This window comes from Clostridia bacterium (genome assembly GCA_036654455.1).
Classification (GTDB): domain Bacteria; phylum Bacillota; class Clostridia; order Christensenellales; family CAG-314; genus JAVVRZ01.
This window is the reverse complement of the sequence record JAVVRZ010000003.1, coordinates 77,004-98,870: the sequence shown is the minus strand read 5'-3', so window position 1 is coordinate 98,870 and position 21,867 is coordinate 77,004. Positions and strand designations below refer to the sequence as shown.

Sequence of the window (21,867 nt, the reverse complement as noted above, 5' to 3'; positions counted from 1 at the left end):
ATAATATTACAGTTAACAAAAGGGAAAAATATGAAAAAATGTCTTAATTGTGGCGAGCTTAATACTAATGATTCTCTTTTCTGCGCTAATTGTGGCAATAAGGACTTTGACCTAACAAACCAAATTATGTGCCCAGTTTGCAAAGAGATGGTTAGCGACAGCTTCGATTATTGCACCCAATGTGGCGCAAAGTTAAGACCGCTAGAAGATAAGCCTGCAAGCGTAGACGCTAAGCCGTCCAACGTAGATTTAGGCGCTCTTCGTGGCAAAGTTAATACAAATATAGTTACAGCCATAGGTCAAGTAACGCCTTCTGTAATTTCGCCTAACACAAACGCAATCGACACAAAAAAGGACGCCGAAATAGCTAACTTTGAAGACCAAATTGTTTGCCCTCATTGTAACCAACCATTGACGCTTTCTAATGTTTACTGCACTCGTTGCGGTAAGGCGGTAGACAGCCTCAGTCAAGGCAAACTTGTAAAGAGAAAAATTTGTCCTCATTGCAAACGCCCGAATCAAATGTCAGCCGAGTTTTGCAGTTACTGTTTTACAGCCCTAGATAACGTTGATTTTGACGAATTTATGGTAAATTACAAGTCAAACGATAAGGAAGACGACATTAAACAATTAGTTCTTCAATCAAGTAGCAACAAGAAGTCTAAGGTTTGCCCCGAATGTGGGTCGCTTAACGACATAGACACTAAATATTGTTATAAATGCGCCACTAAGCTAATAGCTCAAACTCGCAAGAAGTATTGTTTTATCTGCGGAGCGGAGAACACTTATGACGCAGAATTTTGCACTAATTGTCAATATTCTTTTTCCAAAAAGACTGCAAATAGCGCCGAAGTCGGCGTTAGATGCGAATGTAACTATCTCAATGATTTAGGCAGTTTGTTTTGTACCAAATGCGGTAAAAAACTTATCGATAAGCAAAAGTAAAGGGAGGAAATTATGAGCAACCTTAACAACTTTAATACGTGTCCACGTTGCGGAACACCTAACCCGTTGGTTTCAAAGTTTTGTTTTCAATGTGGTTCTCAGTTAAAATCGCCGGATACGCCGATTGTATGCAACAAGTGTAATACAATCAATAGCGGTAGGGCTAGCTATTGCAAGACTTGTGGCAATAAACTAGTAGGCGGTAGTATTACTAAACCTTGCCCACGTTGCAATACCAGCGTTGACGCTAACGCTTCAATATGCAATAAATGCGGATTTATGTTCGCCTCAGTCGGTATGGTCAAGCCAACAGACCCTTCGGTCAAAGCCGGACTTATAGCAAAGAGCGAAAAGAAAGCAAAAGCCGTTAGCAAAGCATCGCCAAAAGCAAGATTTAGCGGAGTTATCACAACGCTACTTGCGCTTGCGTGGTTATATTTTATGCTTATGCCTTCGTTTATGGCTTTACCAATGTGGCAATCATTCCCCTTTATGGTAGTCGACGGCGTCGCAACGAGCGGATTTTCACTGATTGTTTTGCTTATTAAAAATATTTCTACAATATTTACTACATTTTCGCCATTTGACTATATCGTGCTTGCGGTATTTGCGATTATGCTAATATTTGCAGTCGTAGAGTTAATAGTCGGCATTGTCAAAATAGTAAAGGGCAATTTAGCTGTCAAGCCCAAGACATTTGTACTAATACTGGCAATTATAGTTGGACTTTTAGTTGCATTTATTACCATAGTACAATTTAGTTCGCAAATCAACATCGGTTTCTTGCAAGGTATCTTTAACTGGTTTACAAGTATGAATGTAAGCAGTTTTGGAACTGTTATTATGTCTTACCCGTTCTATACTGCGCCTGCATATTTGGGCATTGTTTGGTTATTGTCGCTGTGTTTTAGAATGAGCAAGAAAGAACTAGAAGTTAAACTAATAGAAAGATAAATTTAATAAAAATAAAATAGTAGGACAAAAAGACCGAACAATATCGGTCTTTTTGAGTAAAAAATATGAAATATACATCAAATCAACTTAGAAAAGCATTTTTAGACTTCTTTAAGAGCAAAGGTCATAGCATTATAAATAGCGCTAGTTTAATACCCGACAACGACCCTACGGTATTATTTACCACCGCTGGTATGCACCCGCTTATACCTTATTTAATGGGGCAAACTCACCCTTCGGGCAAACGCTTAGCCGACGTGCAAAAATGTGTGCGCACCGGCGATATTGACGAAGTTGGCGATGCGGGACATTTAACTTTTTTTGAGATGTTAGGTAACTGGTCGCTAGGGGACTATTTTAAGCAAGATGCCATAAATTATAGTTATGAGTTTTTAACTTCAAGTAAATATTTAAATATTGACAAAGAAAAACTTGCCGTATCGGTATTTGCCGGCGACGACGACTGTCCAAGAGACGAACTAAGCGCATCTATTTGGCGTCAATGCGGTATAGACCAAAGCAAAATTTTCTTTCTTCCCAAAAAGAACAACTGGTGGATAGCCGGCGTAAGCGGACCTTGCGGACCAGACACCGAGATATTTTTTGACACCGGCAAACCAAAATGTTGCGACGATTGTTCGCCTGCGTGCGACTGCGGTAAGTACTTAGAAATTTGGAATAACGTTTTTATGCAATATAACAAAACTGACGAGGGTAAGTACGAGCCATTGCCTCAATGCAACGTAGATACCGGTATGGGACTAGAAAGAACAGTATGCGTTCTCAACGGTTTTAAGTCGGTTTATGAGATAGACGGATTTACTCCCGCCATACAATTAATCGAGAAATTTTCCAACAAAAAATACGGAGAAACACCTGAAATTACACGGGCTATGCGTATTGTTGCCGACCATATACGAACCGCAACCTTCATTCTAGGCGACCAGATAGGCGTGACGCCGAGTAATGTCGACAAGGGTTATGTCCTAAGGCGTCTAATTAGACGTGCTGTACGGTACGCAAATAGTCTACAAATGGAGGCAATCGCCCTAAACGAACTAGCTAAATTATATGTCGAACAGTATAAGGATATCTACGCCGAACTTGAAGAAAATAAATCAAGAGTAATCGACGAACTTGCGCGTGAAGAAGAAAAATTTAGCAAAACGCTAGTTTTAGGCGAGAAGGAATTTAACAAAGTTATTCAATATGTCAAGGACGGAGTAATCGGCGGAGGTATCGCTTTTAAACTTTACGACACTTTTGGTTTCCCTATCGAAATGACAGTCGAACTTGCCAAAGAGAAAAATATGACAGTGGATATTGTCGGCTTTGAAGAAAAGTTTGCTAAGCACCAACAAGTCAGCAACGCTACTTCGTCGCAAGTTTTTAAGGGAGGGTTAGCCGACAACAGCGAAATGACTACCAACCTACACACGGCAACCCATCTAATGCTTAAATCGCTTAGGACAATTCTTAAAAGCGACATCAAACAGCGTGGTAGCAACATCACTCCCGAAAGACTTAGATTTGACTTCTCTTTTGACCGTCCGCTAACCGAACAAGAAATTGCCCAAGTGCAAGATATGGTAAACGACGCAATCAATAGACATCTACCTATTACTTGTCAAGAAATGCCTATCGAACAAGCACGTGAAAGCGGAGCAATCGGCACGTTTGGCGACAGATACGGCGAAATAGTCAAGGTCTATTCTATGGGTGATTTTAGCAAAGAGATTTGTGGCGGTCCGCACGCAAGCAATACCGGCGAACTAGGTAAATTTATAATTGTTAAGGAACAATCTAGTAGTAGCGGAGTAAGAAGAATTAGAGCTGAACTTCATAAAGACTAAGTTAGATTTAATATATCTCTCATAAAGACCAAGTTAAGATTAATTTTAATATAAAAATAGGCTTGTTACTAAAATGTAACAAGCCTATTTTATAATTATTTGTTTAATTTTGCTAGATTATTTTGCTTTGTTGTTTGCTATCATAGTGGCTTTAATCTCAGCAAGTCTGGTTTCAATAGCTGTAATTTGTTTGGTAAACTCAGTTTCAAATTTATCAAAGAAGTGGGTTTTTGTGTTATTAATTGCTTTTTCAATTTCAGCTGTCTTTGCGGTTAACTCTGCGGTAATTTCAGCTGGGAAAGTCTTTTCAAAGGCTACTAATTGTGTTTCGATTGATTTAAGCGTAGCTATTACGCCGTCAAATGTAGCGTTGATGACTGTTAAAATGCCTTCAAGAGTTTGTTTTGCAAAGTCATACGCCTTTTCTTTAACCATTAATTCGCCCTTAGCTATTTCTTTTGCAAGACCTTCTTCAAGTTGAGCGACAACGTTCTTTTGAGCGATTAGGTCGGCTTTCTTTTCAATTAAAGAATAGATTGCTTTTTGATAATCTGATTCGGGGTTTACAAAATAATCATATTTTGCTTTTTCAATTTGCTCAATACCTTTTTGGTAGCTGTCTAATAACTTAGAATAATTTTCAACTACGACCGTATAAGCATTGCCAAGACCATTGATTAGTTCCTTAGTTTGTTGCTTTTGAGAAAAACTTACTTCGTAATTTTTGGCTGTGTAGTAAGCGTCACGCATAGCTTGACTAATTAATTCGGCTGTTTCTTTGCGAGAAGTTGCGATTAAGGCAAGTAGTTCTTCTAGCGTCATAGCGTTAGCCTTAGCTTCTGTGATTGTTTGGTCGATTTGTTGAGCCATAACGGCAAGTTGTTCTTTGGTGTAAGCTACCGATTGTTCGATTGCGCCCTTAATATTGTTGTCGGCAAAAAACTTAGTAACTTTTGCATTAATCTTATTGTATAATTCTTCTGCGCCGACGCCGTTAATAGTTACGGTTACTTTATTTGACGAAGCTTCAACATTACCCTTTACAATATAACCTGTGTCAGTAGCGATTGACATATATAGTTGAATAGCTTCTTCTGCGGTCTTACCTATAAAGGCTTCGCCAACTACGATAATTTCGCCATCATTGTTTAGCCCGGTTACGCTAACAACTTTGTTTTTAGAATCTAGCATAAATTCTACGCTTGGGTTTGTGTCTACTTTCATCATCTTAAAGTCTTTTTCGGCTTCTCCGCAAGCAGAGAAAATTGAAAGCCCGCTAACTAACATAACAGTTACTAGTAAGATGCTTATTAATTTTTTCATTTTAGTTCTCCTTAACATATATTTCGCTTGAATTGTAAGTGATACTACGAGCTTTGTCAAGTGTCTTTTTGCCGAATTGGTCAAATTTCACCTAATCTTTTAATAATTAAGATTAATAGTCAACCAAAAGTATGTAAAGTTAGCTTGCAAACATCTTGACAAATATGTTAAATAATAATATCATTAAAAAGTATATTAATCTAATGCGTATTTATATACACTATACGTATATTTTAGGGGGAAAAATGAAAAAACTTACGATTGGTATAGCCGGCGGTACTGGTAGCGGTAAAACTACAATAGCTAAAAAATTAATTAAAGCCTTTGAAGGCGGAAGCGCAGTATTGTCGCACGACTTTTACTATAAAGACAACCAGTCTATGCCTTTTGAAGTTAGAGCCAAACAAAATTACGACCACCCCAATTCGCTTGACACTGATTTAATGATTGAACATCTAGAAAAGTTAAAGCGTGGCGAGTCAATAATGCACCCGACTTACGACTTTTCTACGCATCTACGCAAAACCGAGTGGAAGAAACTCGACAGCGCCGACATTATAATAGTAGAAGGCATATTGATATTTGAAAGCAAGGCGCTTTGTGATTTACTTGATATAAAAATTTATGTAGAAACCGACGACGATATAAGATTTATTCGCAGACTAAGCCGAGATGTAAACGAGCGTGGCAGAAGTATGCAGTCGGTAATCGAACAATGGATAACTACGGTTAAACCTATGCACGATAGATTTGTTTATCCTAGCAAGCGTAACGCCGATATAATAATACCCGAGGGCGGACATAACACGGTTGCCGTTGATATGGTAATTAATGGCATAAGACGAGCTAGCGAATTAAACGGTAAAGACCGTAAATAAAGAAAATTTTAATATTTTAACAAATTCAATCACAACAACCTTATTTTAAACTAGGCGGTAGAATATGAGCTTATTATATGCGATAGTTACATCTGTAATTTTATTTGGTCAAGGCGTCGGCTACAAAATATACGGCGTTAAGGGTTTGCCCTATGGCAAAAGTAACGACTATCTTTTTAATTCTATAAATTTTGCAGTAGGCGTAATTGTTGCGGGGCTACTCGCTTTAACCGAAACTTTTGATATTGTTTCTATTCTGTATGGTTTAGGTAGCGGAGCAATATTTTGCGTAATGATTCTTTGCTACAACAAAGCGTTAAAAGTCGGCAATATTGCCTTTGTTAACTTTATTATGGCGCTTGCCTTTTTTATACCTCTAATAGGTAGCGTAGTTTTCTTAGGCGAGACTATAAGCGTACTTGCTTACGTGGGAATAGCCCTAAGTATTGTAGCGTCATATATAGTTTGTTATGGACAAGGTAGGGGCAAGAAAGTTTCAAAAGATTTGGCAAAGGCAAAATCAACGCCCCAAGCAGTTAGCCTAGTCGAATCTACAATGGAAATTACTCAAACCGAGGTCAAGCCCGAAATATCGAATATCCAAGACTCTCAAACCGAGGTCAAGCCCGAAATATCGAATATCCAAGACTCTCAAACCGAGGTCAAGCCCGAAATAACAAGCGTTGAAGACGCTCAATCAGCAACGGTTAAATCGCAATCCGCCAAAGATAAAGCGAAGAAAAATTTAATCTATGCGATTATATTGATTACAGGCGCAGTTTTTAATGGTTTTCTATCGCTATATGTCAAGCTGACATATAAAGCTTATCCTTCTATGCAACAACTTCAATTTTTGCTAGGTACATTTTTGCTGTCGTTTATAGCAATGTTAGTAGTCAGTTGCATTACCACTAAGGGCTTTACCTTGGCAAAGCAATTTATACCCAACAAATGGTTTTTTATTTGCTCAATAGGCGTAGGCATTGTCACTGTGTTTGGCAACTGCTGTTTCCAAATTTTTTCAGTCAAAGCTGACGCAAGCATATTTTATCCTATAACAAGCGCTATACCTATGTTTTTAGCCGCAATTATTTCTCCGTTATTTAAAGAAAAATTATCAAAATTGACCTTACTAGGCATAGGAATTGGTATTTTGGCAATAGTTCTTGTAAACTTTTAAAAAAAATAATAAAAATAGAATAATTTAGCATAAATTTAGTTTACAATTATTAACTTTACATATACAATTATGCCGACAAAAAGATAAAGAAGGATTATAAAGAAGGATTATTTGGTATGAACAAAGTTAAATATGTTAAATGCCCTAGATGCGACTTAAACTATATTGACAGTAACGAAACAATGTGCGATATTTGCAAAGCCGAACTTGGGCTAATAAAGAGTCTAGATACAGACGACTTAGAAGAAGAACCAATATATTATTGTACTATTTGCAAACGTATTCCCGTAGACCACGAGGACGACATTTGCGAAACTTGCGCCGCAAAATTAGAAATTACTAAGGACGTTCTGGTAGACGACGACGAAAGTTGGCGCAAAGAGTATATTGACGACGAGCCTGTGCTTGACGAACCTATTGAAATTCCATTAGAAGAATTGCAAGACGAGGAGTTTGGCAATGTTTTCGACGACGAAGAAGAAGACGACACCGAAGACGACTACGAAAATACCGAAGATGACTTTGAAGAAATAGATATAGAAGATTTCGACGAGGACGAAGACGACGAGGACGAAGACGAGGACGACGAAGAAGATTTAAAGATTAAATAAACCAATCAGTATTTATTTAATAGCCTAAGACTGCTTAAACGGCAGTCTTTTTTATTTTGTAATTTTTGGGCATTTGTCAGTTGGGTTTTACGGCAATCTAAGTATTTTTAAGGTTTGTAACTCTAATTTGTTTATCGCTTATTTTTTTGTCAATACTTAATTAAAGAGGTAGAGAAATTGAAAAAAACATTATTAAATATTGACCAGATTCGAGATAGCGTTCAACAACTATTAGGCAAAGAAGTCGCAGTAAAATACAACAAAGGTCGAAATAAGATTGTAAATCTTAAAGGAAAAATTAGCGAAGCCTACGCTAACGTTTTTGTTTTGCTTGTTCACAATGAAATATTTGATAGGTTGAGTTGCTCTTATACCGATATAATGTGTGGAGAAATTAAGATAAAGGAATTAAAAACTTAAATCAAAATATTAAATTGAGAATTAAAAACTTAAATAAGCAAAGTTAAGAGTTTAAGTATAAAATTAATATAGTAATCTAAATAATATAATTAAAAAATAAATACCTTTAAATCAAACTGTCATAATAATAGACCTTATAAAATATATTATAAATGACATTTGTTTTGGAGGTTTTTTTATGCTTAACTTAGATTACAACACCATAAAAGCTGAGGCTATCATTCGTCTTAACCCCGTGCAAACTGCTGTTTCGGCAAAAATAGTTGCAAAAGACGAGATTGAGAAGATTATCACTGCTTACGCCGAAGCGGTTATCAATAACTATAACGTTGCGGGTAGTTACCTAGCGTTTAGCGGTAAAGTCAACTATAAGTTGCTAGCCTTGCTTACTGACGGGCAAGTTATAGGGCTTGCCTATAACGCCGATTTCAGCGACAAAGTATTACTGCCAACGGGAAGCGTTCAACCACAAGCGTATTTTGACTGTGTTGTGCTAAATAACGACTTTGAGCTAAGCGGAAGCACGGTCGCCCTTACTACTTTAATCGATACGTCTACAAATATGATTGTAGCTAAACAACATCAATGCTTAACTGCTAGCGACAACGCCTGCGTCAAGAAGAATTCTATTGATTTATGTAACGATACTACGATTAAAAAACTTAACGCAACTATCACTAGCGAAGTTGAGCTTCCAAGTAGCGTGACAAAAATGCTTTGCGCCGAAAGCTACATAAATATCACAGATTCTTTTATAGACGAAGCCGTACTTACTATCGTAGGCGAAACAACGCTTAATTTAACCTATCTTACAAAAGATAACGAATTGACTTCTTCGCTTGTAAGTTCGCCTTTTACCCAAGAGGTAGACGTTGACATTGACGCAAAAGACAGTTTAATTAGTTGCGTAAAGATTAAAGGCTCAAAAATACACTTAGATATTGTAGAAGAAGACGACAACAACGCTTTAACGGCAGAAATTCAAGCCGAATTTGTTTTAATGTCAAATAAGGTCGTTCAGCAAGAAGTAATCGAAGACATTTATAGCAAAAGCCATCAACTAACCATTGACAAAGAGCAAATTGTAAATACTATAATTCAAGGTCGATACGACTATGATTTTGTGGTTAACGAAGAAGTCGATTTACCCGAAGGCAACAGTCGAATTATTTCTTTAATTAATTGCCGAGTAGATATTGTTAAGTTATCTTCTCTTGAAGGCGAAATTGTGTTTGACGGTATTTTACAGGGTTGCTTATTGTATAAGGGCGAAAAAGTCGGCGGAGCTAACTTTGAACTGCCTTTTACCAAATCGGTTGCCGATACTAATCTATCTAGCCAAGTCAACTTGTCTTGTTGCGCAAATGTTGTCAACATTAAATACAACGCTTCACGCAAACTTGCAATCGAAGCCATAATCAAGGCGGAAGTCGTAGCTACCCAAGACAAAACGCAAAATATTATTTGTAAGGTAGAAGAGGGCGAAGAGATTACTATAAGCCAACACGCTTTTGAAGTTTGCCTTGCAAAAAAAGGCGACTCACTATGGAATACGGCAAAAAATCTTAATATGACCGAACAAGAAATTGCCGAAACCAACCCGGACTTAGAGTTCCCACTTAAAGAGGATCAACAAGTAGTAATTTACCACCAAATTAAAGCAATAAACAAAGCGTTATAAGCTAATACTTATTCTTATAATATTTTAAATAAGCTAGACTAAGTTTAGTCTAGCTTATTTATTTACAAATATTAATCTTTTATTGCTAAACAAGCAAAACAATGGTAATATATTAATATGAAAGTAATTATAAAAGCTTACGCAAAGCTTAACCTAACGTTATCATTATGCGGTATGTACGACAGAACTTACCACAAGCTAAACAGCCTCGTCACAACGGTAGACGTAAGCGACACTTTGACTATTGCAAAAAGGCAAGACAAGCAAGTTAATGTCACAATAGACGGGCGAAAAGATGTCTTTACTAATACAAGTAGCCTTGCTCGAACAATAATTGACAAGTTTTTGCTTACCGGCGTAGATATTGACATTACTAAGGGCATTGATATTATGGGCGGTATGGGCGGTTCTAGCGCCATTCTTTCGGCTGTAATCGTAGCTATGTCAACCTTATTTAATTTGCCGATTGAGCAAATGTTGCAGATAGCTAAGAGTTATGGAAGCGATATTGTTTATCTTATAAAAGGCGGACTTGCCTTGCTTAGTGGAAAAGGCGACGATTTAAAGTCTTTTGTATGCAAAAATAAGTTGTATTTCACCGTTCTTTCAGGCGTAAAACTTTCAACCGCCGATGTTTTTTGTCAATATGACTTGCTTAATGATAAGCAAAACTTCAATCACGCTTTATTGATTGATTGTTTGCAAAAAAACAATATTTTGCTAGCTCGTAAGCTCTTAGGCAACGATTTAGAGAATTCCGCTTGCGTGTTGAGCGGAGAACTTAGGCAAACAATCGACTTATGTAAGAGTTTAAATTTACCCAAACCTACTTTAACAGGTAGCGGAGGAAATTTATTTATTCTGTGTAAAAGTTTAAGTCAAGCCAAGCAGTACGCTAACGTTCTTGTTTCTAAGGGCATAAGGGCATATTCGGCAACTTCAACCGATTGCGGAAATCAATTAGTAGTTATTGATTAATTCGACAAACTATAACAATATCTTTATTTAGTCGTAAATTATTTGTTAATTTTTTAAATAATTTACAAGTTTTAAGTTTAAGTCGCCCTAGATACGCTAATAATCTTAGCGTATCTTTTTATTATGAGGTGTAACTATGAAGAAAGTATTAGCCGTTATAACAATTTTTATCGCCTTAGTCGTTTTAATTATTAGCTCAAACGAGCATAAAGAATATTTAAGAATACATATTAGAGCAAATAGCAATAGTCAAGCAGACCAAGATGTCAAATATCTTGTCAAAGACACCATAACTACCTTGCTTACTCCGTATTTAAGCCAAGTTCACACGAAAGACCAAGCAAGACAGGTCGTTACAAATAATCTTGACAGCATAGTTGCTTCGGCAAACAAAGTTTTAAAACAATGCGGATATGGCTATTCGGCGAAAGCGTATTTAGACAGTCAATCTTTCCCCACAAGGAAATACGAACAACTTATGCTAGAAGAAGGCATTTATGACGCTCTTATTATAGAGTTAGGCGATGCGTCAGGCGACAACTGGTGGTGCGTGGTTTATCCGCCGTTGTGCTTTGTAGCTACTAACTGCGACAAAGAAGGTTTTTATTATAAATCAAAAATACTCGAAATTATAAACGAATTTTTTAAGAATAATCCTTAGATTAAACTTACAATTTAAATAGTATAAAGATTTATATTAATATTTGCTCTTGTTACTCAATTTTGCCCTCCATTACTAAAAATACGCTATTTTGTCTTAGGACATTTAGCGTATTTTTTATTTAATTTTTCGCTAAGCGCCAATTAAGTTCTTTTAGGTCTTATAAACTATCGAGTCTTGTACCGTAGGCAAGTAATTACTATGTATATTTTTTTATTCCGCTAGACAAACTAAAATAAAAAAGGATTAAAAAGATATGAATTTAATTAAAAAAGTATGCCTTATTTTGTCTATATGCTTATGCCTTTCGGCAATTATACTAATACCTCAACAAGTATCCGCCGAAGTATATAAGTATGGCAGTAGGGGGACGACGGTTAAAACAATTCAAACCAAACTAAAAAACTGGGGATATCTTGCAGGAAGCGCCGACGGAGTGTTTGGTTACAAGACAGCTACTGCGGTAAAAAATTTCCAAAAGAAAAATTATCTTACCCCTGATGGTATTGCAGGCAGGGCGACTTTAAATGCGCTAGGCATTAACACGTCTAGCAACTCTAATTCTAGTAATTTAAGCGCCGATTTAAATATACTAGCTCGCTGTATTTATGGTGAAGCTAGGGGCGAAAGCTATATTGGTAAGGTCGCTGTTGCCGCAGTAATTATCAATAGGGTAGCTAGTAGCAAATTCCCCAACACTATTGCAGGCGTAATTTATCAACCCGGCGCATTTACCTGCGTAAGCGACGGACAAATAAATATAGGTATTAACGACGAATGTATTAAGGCGGCAGAGGACGCTCTAAACGGATGGGACCCAACGTACGGCTGTACATTCTACTACAACCCAAAAACTGCAACTTCTCAATGGATAAGAACCAAACCAATAATTACAACAATAGGCAAACACGTCTTTTGTGCATAGGAGGTAACAATGAGTACAAGAAAGAAAGCAAGCAAGCAAACACTAGGTTTTGCAATATTCTTTGGCGTAATGTGGACGCTTACGATTGCTCTAAGCATATTTTATGCGCTAGCTGGCAACGTTTACGGCAATACTAAGGTAGAAGGTAATCAACTTAATTCCTATACTTTAACAATCAAAAATGCCGACCCCGACATCGCCAAGAGCAAACTCAATAATCTTATTAGAATAAATGCGACATTGACCGCCCCAAAAAGCGACTTTACCGTAATTCCCGACAAGGTTATTGACAACAAAGGAAGCGCTAACAACGCTTCCTTAAACGACAACAATCAAAATTTAAATAAAGATACCAAAGATATTAAAGACACAACAAGCGATAAAACCTCAGGCGAGCTAATTCCCAGCCAACAGCAAGACGAGGGCAACTTAACCAAAAACGAACTTGCTAAGCAAAAATTAAATAATCTTTATCAACAATGCGTCTATCAATTAACCGACGATATGCGTAATGTTGCGGTTAGTTTAAGCAAACTTGCCGTTAGTAACGACACAATTAACGCCGGTAAATTGATTATGCAAACTATGGGCTATTTGTCTTCTTCTTCAACAAATATTTCGCTTTTGCCTATTAATTCTAGCGTAAAAGTAATTTCTAACGCAAATAAATTTATAAATCAAACCCAAGACCTACTGTCTTGTCTAGCGGGACATTCTTCTTTGGGCGATAAACTAACTCAAAGAGAAAGACAATATTTAAGCAAATTGCAAAAAGTAGCCGAAAACTTCTATCTTGTATTAGAAAATAACGCTATCGAAGGCGATATGACAAACTTTGATATGGAAGGTATTTCAAATAGCGACCAAGCCAAATCTTTGTTTAATTACCCAACTTTAATTTACGACGGACCTTATGCCGATTCCTTTGCGGAGAAGAAATTAGTTTTAGGCGAAGACATCACTAGCCAACAAGGACTAAATTATATTAAAAGAACATTTGCCGATTATGGCATAGCAAAACTTGATTATGTAGATACAATTACTAATAAAGCCAAAGCGTTAAGATATTCTATGACTACAAATAATGGCGCAGAATTTACGGTTATGCTAACTACCGATGGTAGACTGCTTCAATTTGACGGATATAACGCTCCTATTAGCGCTTCAAAACCCTATAACAAAGATAAATATATTAAAATAGCTGAAAATCTTGCAAAAAACTTAGGTTTTGACTGTAAAGCTATGTGGGCGTCTAAACCGATTGACGACCGAATCTATATCAACCTTGTCTATACGGTAGACGGCGTTAGAGTTTATCCGGATATGATTAAAATGGCAATCGATACAACAAGCGACCAAGTTGTGGGCATTGAAACGTTTGCATATTTAGTAAATCATAAAACAAGAACAATTCCGCAAGGTCACGATAAATTTTATCAAGCCAGCGCAAAATTAAGCTCGGGATTAAATGTTTCGAGCAAGAGTCTTGCAATTATTCCCGATGATTGCGGAAAAGAACACCTTTGTTACGAGTTGGTTTGCACGCAAGGCAAAGATAAATACTATGTTTATATAGATTGTCAAACATTAAGAGAAAGGGACATTTTAAAAGTAATCAACACACAACAAGGCTACTATGTAATGTAGCAATCTTACGCAATAAAAATAAAAAATAGCCTAAATGTTAATAACGCTTAGGCTATTTTTGTTATTATAGCAATATAATATGGTAATAATTTTTAATTAATAGAAATATAAGTAAAAACTTGACTTTATATTTGCAAATGGTATAATGACTATATAAGTAAGCATATAGATTATTGACTTAACAACACATAATTTTTTAACAATTTTATTTACTTTGTACCAAACACAACAATTTTATCATTTTTCAACAAATAACAAGTAGTCTACTTATTATTACGGAGGTTTTATGTCAGAAACAGTTTTTACTCAAAGCGCTTTGTCAGCTATGCTGATTCATCAACTGCGTACGCTTGCAAGAGATGTTGGAGTAGATAGACCAACAACACGTCCAAAGCAAGATTTAATCGACCAAATATTAGCAATCAAAGAGGGGCGAGCTAAACCTCAACCACAATCAAGGAGAGGCAGACCGCCTATAAAGCAAGTCGATATTACTTCGGTTGGACAAGAAACAGCCGTAAATCAACAAGACGTAGAAGTATTTAACGAACAAGTTCAAATAGACGAAGAGACGCCCGAAGAGACGCCCGAAGAGTTAATTCTACAAAAACCTCAACAGCCAGCAGACACTACTCCGCCGGCAGACACCGAAACAGCAAGCGCAAAAGACACCGTAGTGTCGGGTATTCTTGAAATATTACCCGAAGGATATGGTTTTTTACGAGTGGAAAATTTCCATAGTTCTTACGGCGACGTTTATGTTCCACCGGTACAAATTCGTCGTTTTGGACTAAAAACAGGCGACAAAATAGAATGTAAATCAAGAGCGTTTAACGAAAAGCAATCGCCCTCGCTTATATTTGTATTTAAGATTAACGACGTGCCTTGCGAAGAATACGTTCGCAAAGAACGCTTTGAAGATATGGTTTCTTGCTATCCTAACGAGCGTCTAACGCTAGAAATGGATAAAAACGAGTATTCTTTGCGTCTAATCGACCTAGTTGCGCCCATAGGCAAGGGGCAAAGGGGGCTAATTGTTGCCGCCCCTAAGACAGGCAAGACCATTTTACTCAAAAAGATTGCCCAAGCTATACGAGCAAATCACCCCGAAATGCACTTAATTGTGTTGTTGATTGACGAAAGACCCGAAGAAGTCACCGACTTTAAACAAAGCTTAGATTGCGACGTAGCTTACTCTACATTTGACCAATCTCCAATACATCATATACAAATAGCCGAGCTTGTAATTAGCAATGCAAAACGCAGGGTCGAACAAGGTCAGGACGTTATGATTTTATTAGACAGCATAACTCGTCTAGGCAGGGCTTATAACCAAACAGCCGAGCAAAGCGGTAGAACGCTTACCGGCGGACTGGATATTTCTGCGCTTCAAGAGCCTAAGCGTTTCTTTGGCGCAGGTCGCAACGTTGTCGGCAAAGGTAGCCTAACTATACTCGCAACGGCTTTAATCGATACCGGCAGTCGTCTAGACGACATAGTTTACGAAGAATTTAAAGGTACGGGCAATATGGAAATTCACCTTGACCGTAGAATGAGCGAGAAACGCATTTTCCCCGCAATCGACCTAGCTAAAAGCGGTACAAGGCGAGAAGAAATGTTACTTACTCAAAGTCAACTCGAAGGTATGTGGATGATTCGTAGGGCTCTTTCTCGTACCGACACAATAGACGCAACCGAACAATTAATAGACCTACTTATGACAACTAACAATAACGCCGAATTTATCAATCTACTAAAAGTGCTTAGTAAGAAGCCTAAGAAGTAATATATGAGAGTAGTGCTAGGCATCAGCGGAGGCGTCGACAGTTCAGTCGCAGCCTTATTGCTTAAACAACAAGGCTACGAAGTAATCGGGCTATTTATGAAGAATTGGGAAGAAACAGATTCTAACGGAGTATGTTGCGCAGAGGCAGATTTTGCCGACGCTAAGGCGGTATGCTCTTGTTTAGATATACCTTGTTATTCAATTAATTTTGCAAAACAGTATCAAGACAAAGTATTTAGTTATTTTTTAGAAGAATATGGCAAGGGACGCACCCCTAACCCCGATGTTTTGTGCAATAAGGAGATAAAATTTGGGTCTTTTTTAGATTTTGCCTTAACTTTTGACGCCGACTATATTGCAACCGGACATTATTGTGGTATCGAACATATTAACGGACTGCATTATCTGTCTAAGGCGGTAGACATAGATAAAGACCAAACATATTTTCTCAATCAACTAAATCAATTTCAGCTGTCAAAAGTACTGTTCCCTTTGCAAAATTATACCAAACCCCAAGTTAGACAGCTTGCAAAAGACAACAATATTCCAACCGCTTGTAAAAAAGACAGCACAGGAATTTGTTTTATCGGCGAACGCAACTTTCGCAAATTTATGCAGAATTATTTTCCCGCAAAAAGCGGACAAATAGTCACCATTGACGGTCAAGTCGTGGGCGAACATATAGGACTAATGTTTTATACCTTAGGTCAACGCAAAGGGCTTAACTTAGGCGGGGCAAAGGACGGGCAAGAGGGTAGATGGTTTGTTTGCGAAAAAGATTTGTCAACCAATAGACTTATAGTTTCTCACGGTAGCGAAGAACAGTTATATAGCAAGGCTTGTCTAGTTAGCGATGTAAACTTTATTCCGTCAAAACCAATTAATAAACAGTTTGATTGTTTTGCAAAATTTAGATATAGACAGCAAGAGCAACCCGTTACAATATGCATAAACGACGATAATTCTTGCCTAGTTACGTTTAGTCAACCTCAACGAGCAGTCACACAAGGGCAATACGCAGTTTTTTATGATGAAAAGTATTGTTTAGGCGGAGGAGTTATTGACAAAATATATAAATAAATGTTACTATATTGCAAATGCGTACATAACAAAAGAAAGTACTTATGTTAAGGAGTTAATATAATGAAAAAGGAGTATTCGCCAGAAATTTGGGATTCGCTCAGGGTCCTTTACTATGAAGGGCTAACGTATTGTTTTGTCAACGTTGCTAATCCAAGTAGCGCAAGAGCCGTTAAATGCTTAACCGACTCTGCTAAATTTTTCTATCCCGACAGCTTCTTTGCGCTGGGTGAAATTTATAGGCTAGGTTTTGACTGCGCTAAAAATATACCTATCGCAAAAGATTGGTACGAAAAAGGCAAAGAATCAGGTAGCGCTAAGTGCGCCTATGCGCTTGCAAAAGATAGCGACGACAATCAAATATATGCAGAAAATTTTCAAGAATTATTTTCGCAAGCTCACGATAGAGACGAAATAAGTCAATATATAATCTCTCAATATTTTAAATTTGGATTAGGCGACACCGAAAAAAATTTAAACGCCTACTTTTACTGGCTAACCGAATCTGCATTAGACGGCTATACTGTGGCTTGTTACGAGCTTGCAAATTGCTATAAGGACGGCTTTTGCGTAGATGCAAACGAAATAATCGCAAATGAATGGTACGCTAAGTGTTCGCAACCTCAAATTCCCGTAAGACAAGAATTACTATCTATTGTCGAACAATTTAATCAACAATCGACAAGCGCTAAGAATATTATTGAGCAAGCCCAAGAAGATTTGCAAAAAGAAACTGAGAATGCAGAAGGGCAAAACGAAGAAATAAAGCTTCAAGTTAAAGAAGAAATTAAACCCGAAATCGAAAAAATAGAACAGCAACCTCAGCTTAAAGTTGAAGAAACTAAACCCGAAATTGAAAAAGTCGAAGAATTAAAACCCGAAATTAAACCCGAAATTGAAAAAGTCGAAGAAATTAAACAAGAAACTAAGCCCGAAGTTGAAGAATTAGAACAAAAACCTCAGCTTAAAGTTGAAGAAATAAAACAAGAAGCTAAACCCGAAATTGAGGAATTAGAACAAAAACCTCAGCTCAAAGTTGAAGAAATTAAACAAGAAGTTAATTTGCAAGAAATTGTCAAACCTATTGTCGTAGCCGAGCAGGACGACGCAGGCGACATTGCAAGTAGCGATTTGCTTTCTTATAACGAGCTGAAAAAGCTGGCGTTAGGCGGTTCTGGCGAGGCGATGTTTAAGCTAGGGTTATTTTACGAGAAACGTCGCAATACCCCGCAGAACTTAACTAGGGGCGTCTACTGGTATCAAAAAGCAGTCGAGTGCGGAAACGCTATGGCGCAGAACAATCTAGGCATCTATTATCAAAAAGGAATTGGCGTAGAAAAAAATGAAGAAAAGGCGGTTGAACTTTACTGTCTTTCTTGTCAGCAAGACTATGCGCCCGCCCTATATAATTATGCAAATTGCTATATGAACCATATCGGCGTTAAGCGCAGTTACGTCGAGGCGGCAAGGCTACTCGAACGCTCGGCGACCTTAGGTTACGCTCCGGCGATGTGTCAAATAGGCTTGTTGTACCAAACAGGTAGAGGCGTTTCGCTTGACTATGAAAAAGCTTTTTATTGGTATGGCAAGGCTAGCCAACAAGGCATAAAAGAAATTGACGAAGAATTAGCATTTTGCAAACGCAAGCTTGAACAAATCGAGAAAGATAAACTTGACCAAATAGAGCGTTTTGGCATACCTAAAAAAGATTAATTATTTGCTACAATACCAAATTATATCAATTTAGCTTACATTTGTGTTTTGCTTATAGTTTATTGTAGTTTAGTCCTAGTCTTGTAGCCATTCTTTTGTTAGATATTTAAATTAATAATGACTTCTTAATTAATTAAGAAGTCATTATTTTTGTTTGTTAAGGCAATTAATTTACAATATATTTAACCTTTTATTAATGTAATTAAAGATTAATTTAGATTACCCATTCGCCGTCGACAAATAGTTGAGTTTCTTCGCCCGACCTAGTTACGCCAACAATGTTGATGTCTTTTGTGCCAATCATAAAGTCGCAATGTTCCATACTATCGTTTACGCCAACATCTGCAAGTTGTTGTTTAGTCATAGTCGTGCCGTCTTTAACTGTGCTAGGATATCCTTGACCTAAGGCAAGGTGGCAAGAAGCGTTTTCGTCAAACAAAGTGTTGAAGAATAGCAACCCGGATTTAGCGATAGGGCTATTTTTACCGATTAAAGCAACTTCGCCTAAGTAATGACTGCCGTCGTCGGTTTCAATAATATTGCTAAGGGCGTCATAACCTTTTTTAGCTTTAAAGTCAACTACTCTACCTGCCTTAAAGGTAATCGAGAAGTCTTCTATAATATTTCCTTGATTAACTAGCGGTAGCGCCGAAACAACCACGCCGTCAACTCTATCTTTATGCGGAGCGGTAAAAATTTCTTCGGTTGGCATATTAGCTGTAAATTTAATGCCATCTTTTGCAAGTTCTTGCGCTGCGCACCAAATATGTCCTTCGGCAAGCCCGACTTTAAGGTCAGTTCCGTGTTTATTAGTTAAGTGAACATGGTCGAAGTTTTTGCTATTCATAAATTCTGCTCGTCTTGTCAAAGTTTCAATATGTTTTTCCCACGCCCCAACAGGGTCTTTTTGGTCAAGTCGCATAGTCATAGCGATAGCGTCCCAAAGTTTATCAACCGAATTGTCGCATTTTGGGAATATTTTGTCTGCCCACGCCTTAGTAGGCACAGATATTACAAGCCATCTGCAAGCGTTGCTCATCATACCGTCACGATAATATTTGTTAGCTTTGCTGTATGCCGCCGCCGACTTTTGTAATTTTTCAGCCGAAACGCCGGTATAAATTGAAGGGTCGCCTGCCGCTATTGAGATATTTGCGCAATTATGGTCAATTAAGTAATTATTTTTTTCAATCGCCCAATTAGGAACGTCTTCAAGCGCCTCGATTGATTGATAGTCGAAGTCAATTCTTTTAAGTTTTTCGTCTAGGTAGTCAACCATTACTCGTCTTGCGCCAGCTTTATAAGCCGAAACGGCAATCATTCTTGCGATAGGGGCGCATTCGATTTGAGTTCTTATGTTGAGGTCTTGACCAACTTGTAAGTTAATGCCGATTTTTACGGCGAGGTCGGCAAATTTTTCTAATTGTTTTTCACTTAACATTTATATTTTTCTCCTTGTTTTTCTTTTATTCTACCTTTTTTTTAAATATTAGTCAATAGACTAACGCAAATTTAGGGCAAAATAATGTTAGCGAACAACTTTCAAGATATATTTTCTTCAAGGGCTAAGAGTATTATAAAAAATTATTATATCGATATTTATAAATTTTCAAGGGGGTGTAAAACACTTGCCTTTGTGGAATAAATAGGCTAAAATTTGCTAGAAAACAGTAAACAAACCTTTCTCTACTGCGTATTTTTAGGAGATATACCAAAATTATGAGCATTATTTTTATTTTATGTTTCGCCTTGCTCGCAGGACTAATTTTTACCCGTTTAATGAAGTTATTGCGTCTTCCCAATGTTACGGGTTACTTAATCGCAGGCGTTTTAATAGGACCTCACGTATTTAAATTAATTACGGCGCAGCATTTAGAGATGTTGGAAATTATTACTAACGTTGCGTTAGGTTTTATCGCTTTTTCTATCGGCACATCAATAAAATTATCTTTGCTTAAAAAATTAGGCAAGAATATTCTTGTAATTACGGCTATGCAGGCCTTGCTTGCTACAATTCTTGTCGACCTTGTTATGATACTTATAGGCGAGCCTTTGCCTTTCGCTTTAATTTTAGGCGCAGTAGCAACGGCAACCGCTCCGGCTGCGACGCTTATGATAGTGCGTCAGTACAAAGCCAAAGGGCCCGTGACGGAAACATTACTGCCGGTTGTTGCGCTTGACGATGCGTTAGGGCTAATGGTTTTTGCCATTTCGCTTGCCATAGGCAAAGTACTTCACGTAGGCGGTTCGCTTTCCTTTGTTTCGGCATTTTTAGTTCCTGTTTGCGAGATACTTTTAGCCCTTGTTATAGGTTCGGCTTTGGGCTTTATTTTAGCCCTTGTTTCAAGATTTTTTAAGTCCCGAGCAAATAGGCTTACGCTTATTATCACCTTTACGCTTGGCGGAATTGCGCTTGCGGAATTGCTAAATTTGTCAAGCTTGCTACTTTGTATGATGATAGGAACATTCTACGGCAACTTATTTAAAGAAAATGAAGTTCCGCTTGAAGTGCTTGAAAGGTGGACTTATCCATTATTTATGCTATTCTTTGTTATTTCGGGCGCTCAGCTTAACCTAGAAGTATTGCCAACGGTAGGCATAGTCGGTTTTGTATATATTGTAGTTAGGGCAATAGGTAAGTGGGGCGGAGCTTATTTAGGGGCGGTAATTACAAAGGCAAATCCCAACGTTCGCAAATATCTAGGAATAGCTTTGTTTCCACAAGCCGGCGTAGCTATCGGTATGGCGAGCGTTGTAATGGCGCAACTACCAGAAATTGGGCAACAAGTGACCACAGTCGTACTTTGCGCAACCCTAGTTTATGAAATTTTAGGGCCGTTACTCACTAAAATTGCCCTCACTAAGGCTGGCGAGATTGAAAAAACGCCCAAAAGAATTAAAAATTCTGCAACAAGCGCTCAAACTTCGGCAATAAGTCTAGGGCAAATTCCAACAATAGACAACGCAAATATTAAAGAACTTGCCGTAGGCGAACAAAACGATCAACCTCAAACCCAAAATGTAGAGCAGTCGCAACAAGACTTTGACACCAAAACTTTGTTTGAAAAGGCTCAACAGCAAATCAAAGACAACGAAAGTACTCAAACACCCTCAAAAGAAACCGTACAAAGTGAAAATATTAATGACGCTACGTTATTTGAAAAGGCTCAACAGCAAATTAAAGACAACGAAGACTCAAAAAATCTAACCAACAAATAGTACGGCGATAATT

At 37.6% G+C, this 21,867-nt stretch carries 18 protein-coding genes; 16 read left to right on the top strand and 2 right to left on the bottom strand.

Going from position 1 to position 21,867, the window contains the following annotated elements; translation table 11 throughout:
• Positions 1-30: 30 nt before the first annotated feature.
• The 3 genes from RR062_04300 (at position 31) to RR062_04290 (ending at position 3,752) form a co-directional block, all read left to right on the top strand.
• Positions 31-945: a zinc ribbon domain-containing protein gene (locus tag RR062_04300; GenBank protein MEG2026930.1), complete on the top strand. Its 915-nt coding sequence runs from the start codon at positions 31-33 to the stop codon at positions 943-945.
• 12 nt (positions 946-957) lie between these two features.
• A complete protein-coding gene (locus RR062_04295) occupies positions 958-1,899 on the top strand; it encodes a zinc ribbon domain-containing protein (GenBank protein MEG2026929.1) in 942 nt (313 codons plus the stop codon).
• Positions 1,900-1,964: 65 nt separating this feature from the next.
• Positions 1,965-3,752, top strand: a complete 1,788-nt coding sequence (locus RR062_04290) for an alanine--tRNA ligase (GenBank protein ID MEG2026928.1) — start codon at positions 1,965-1,967, stop codon at positions 3,750-3,752.
• Between the two features lie 117 nt (positions 3,753-3,869).
• Here RR062_04290 and RR062_04285 read toward each other — a convergent pair whose 3' ends face one another.
• A complete protein-coding gene (locus RR062_04285) occupies positions 3,870-5,075 on the bottom strand; it encodes a hypothetical protein (protein MEG2026927.1) in 1,206 nt (401 codons plus the stop codon).
• A gap of 245 nt (positions 5,076-5,320) precedes the next feature.
• Between RR062_04285 and udk the strand changes: the two genes are divergently transcribed.
• The 12 genes from udk (at position 5,321) to RR062_04225 (ending at position 18,635) form a co-directional block, all read left to right on the top strand.
• Complete coding sequence (udk, locus tag RR062_04280; protein ID MEG2026926.1) at positions 5,321-5,953, top strand: uridine kinase; 633 nt, start codon at positions 5,321-5,323, stop codon at positions 5,951-5,953.
• A gap of 64 nt (positions 5,954-6,017) precedes the next feature.
• The gene (locus tag RR062_04275) at positions 6,018-7,133 is read left to right on the top strand and encodes an EamA family transporter (protein ID MEG2026925.1); all 1,116 of its coding nucleotides are present in this window, start codon (positions 6,018-6,020) and stop codon (positions 7,131-7,133) included.
• A 116-nt stretch (positions 7,134-7,249) separates the two neighbouring features.
• On the top strand, positions 7,250-7,744 hold the full coding sequence (locus RR062_04270) for a hypothetical protein (GenBank protein MEG2026924.1): 495 nt from the start codon (positions 7,250-7,252) through the stop codon (positions 7,742-7,744).
• Positions 7,745-7,921: 177 nt separating this feature from the next.
• Positions 7,922-8,164, top strand: coding sequence for a Veg family protein (locus RR062_04265; protein MEG2026923.1), 243 nt, complete (start codon positions 7,922-7,924; stop codon positions 8,162-8,164).
• 178 nt (positions 8,165-8,342) lie between these two features.
• The gene (locus RR062_04260; protein ID MEG2026922.1) at positions 8,343-9,845 is read left to right on the top strand and encodes a hypothetical protein; all 1,503 of its coding nucleotides are present in this window, start codon (positions 8,343-8,345) and stop codon (positions 9,843-9,845) included.
• A 117-nt stretch (positions 9,846-9,962) separates the two neighbouring features.
• Entirely contained in the window at positions 9,963-10,823 is an 861-nt protein-coding gene (locus tag RR062_04255) for a hypothetical protein (GenBank protein MEG2026921.1), read from the top strand.
• A 136-nt stretch (positions 10,824-10,959) separates the two neighbouring features.
• Positions 10,960-11,484, top strand: a complete 525-nt coding sequence (locus RR062_04250) for a stage II sporulation protein R (GenBank protein MEG2026920.1) — start codon at positions 10,960-10,962, stop codon at positions 11,482-11,484.
• A 256-nt stretch (positions 11,485-11,740) separates the two neighbouring features.
• Positions 11,741-12,409 carry a spore cortex-lytic enzyme gene (gene sleB, locus RR062_04245; GenBank protein ID MEG2026919.1) on the top strand — a complete coding sequence of 223 codons (669 nt, stop codon included), beginning with the start codon at positions 11,741-11,743 and terminating at the stop codon, positions 12,407-12,409.
• A 9-nt stretch (positions 12,410-12,418) separates the two neighbouring features.
• The gene (locus RR062_04240) at positions 12,419-14,056 is read left to right on the top strand and encodes a germination protein YpeB (protein MEG2026918.1); all 1,638 of its coding nucleotides are present in this window, start codon (positions 12,419-12,421) and stop codon (positions 14,054-14,056) included.
• Between the two features lie 286 nt (positions 14,057-14,342).
• On the top strand, positions 14,343-15,842 hold the full coding sequence (gene rho / locus RR062_04235) for a transcription termination factor Rho (protein ID MEG2026917.1): 1,500 nt from the start codon (positions 14,343-14,345) through the stop codon (positions 15,840-15,842).
• Positions 15,843-15,845: 3 nt separating this feature from the next.
• Positions 15,846-16,922, top strand: a complete 1,077-nt coding sequence (gene mnmA, locus RR062_04230) for a tRNA 2-thiouridine(34) synthase MnmA (GenBank protein MEG2026916.1) — start codon at positions 15,846-15,848, stop codon at positions 16,920-16,922.
• Positions 16,923-16,985: 63 nt separating this feature from the next.
• Positions 16,986-18,635 carry a hypothetical protein gene (locus RR062_04225; GenBank protein MEG2026915.1) on the top strand — a complete coding sequence of 550 codons (1,650 nt, stop codon included), beginning with the start codon at positions 16,986-16,988 and terminating at the stop codon, positions 18,633-18,635.
• A 214-nt stretch (positions 18,636-18,849) separates the two neighbouring features.
• Here RR062_04225 and RR062_04220 read toward each other — a convergent pair whose 3' ends face one another.
• The gene (locus tag RR062_04220; GenBank protein ID MEG2026914.1) at positions 18,850-20,076 is read right to left on the bottom strand and encodes an aminopeptidase; all 1,227 of its coding nucleotides are present in this window, start codon (positions 20,074-20,076) and stop codon (positions 18,850-18,852) included.
• Between the two features lie 278 nt (positions 20,077-20,354).
• Between RR062_04220 and RR062_04215 the strand changes: the two genes are divergently transcribed.
• A complete protein-coding gene (locus RR062_04215; protein ID MEG2026913.1) occupies positions 20,355-21,854 on the top strand; it encodes a cation:proton antiporter in 1,500 nt (499 codons plus the stop codon).
• The last annotated feature ends 13 nt before the right edge of the window (positions 21,855-21,867 follow it).

Coding starts and splice junctions, on each gene's coding strand:
- RR062_04300 (MEG2026930.1), top strand. CDS start 31: ATGAAAAAATGTCTTAATTGTGGCGAGCTTAATACTAATGATTCTCTT.
- RR062_04295 (MEG2026929.1), top strand. CDS start 958: ATGAGCAACCTTAACAACTTTAATACGTGTCCACGTTGCGGAACACCT.
- RR062_04290 (MEG2026928.1), top strand. CDS start 1,965: ATGAAATATACATCAAATCAACTTAGAAAAGCATTTTTAGACTTCTTT.
- RR062_04285 (MEG2026927.1), bottom strand. CDS start 5,075: ATGAAAAAATTAATAAGCATCTTACTAGTAACTGTTATGTTAGTTAGC.
- udk (MEG2026926.1), top strand. CDS start 5,321: ATGAAAAAACTTACGATTGGTATAGCCGGCGGTACTGGTAGCGGTAAA.
- RR062_04275 (MEG2026925.1), top strand. CDS start 6,018: ATGAGCTTATTATATGCGATAGTTACATCTGTAATTTTATTTGGTCAA.
- RR062_04270 (MEG2026924.1), top strand. CDS start 7,250: ATGAACAAAGTTAAATATGTTAAATGCCCTAGATGCGACTTAAACTAT.
- RR062_04260 (MEG2026922.1), top strand. CDS start 8,343: ATGCTTAACTTAGATTACAACACCATAAAAGCTGAGGCTATCATTCGT.
- RR062_04255 (MEG2026921.1), top strand. CDS start 9,963: ATGAAAGTAATTATAAAAGCTTACGCAAAGCTTAACCTAACGTTATCA.
- RR062_04250 (MEG2026920.1), top strand. CDS start 10,960: ATGAAGAAAGTATTAGCCGTTATAACAATTTTTATCGCCTTAGTCGTT.
- sleB (MEG2026919.1), top strand. CDS start 11,741: ATGAATTTAATTAAAAAAGTATGCCTTATTTTGTCTATATGCTTATGC.
- RR062_04240 (MEG2026918.1), top strand. CDS start 12,419: ATGAGTACAAGAAAGAAAGCAAGCAAGCAAACACTAGGTTTTGCAATA.
- rho (MEG2026917.1), top strand. CDS start 14,343: ATGTCAGAAACAGTTTTTACTCAAAGCGCTTTGTCAGCTATGCTGATT.
- mnmA (MEG2026916.1), top strand. CDS start 15,846: ATGAGAGTAGTGCTAGGCATCAGCGGAGGCGTCGACAGTTCAGTCGCA.
- RR062_04225 (MEG2026915.1), top strand. CDS start 16,986: ATGAAAAAGGAGTATTCGCCAGAAATTTGGGATTCGCTCAGGGTCCTT.
- RR062_04220 (MEG2026914.1), bottom strand. CDS start 20,076: ATGTTAAGTGAAAAACAATTAGAAAAATTTGCCGACCTCGCCGTAAAA.
- RR062_04215 (MEG2026913.1), top strand. CDS start 20,355: ATGAGCATTATTTTTATTTTATGTTTCGCCTTGCTCGCAGGACTAATT.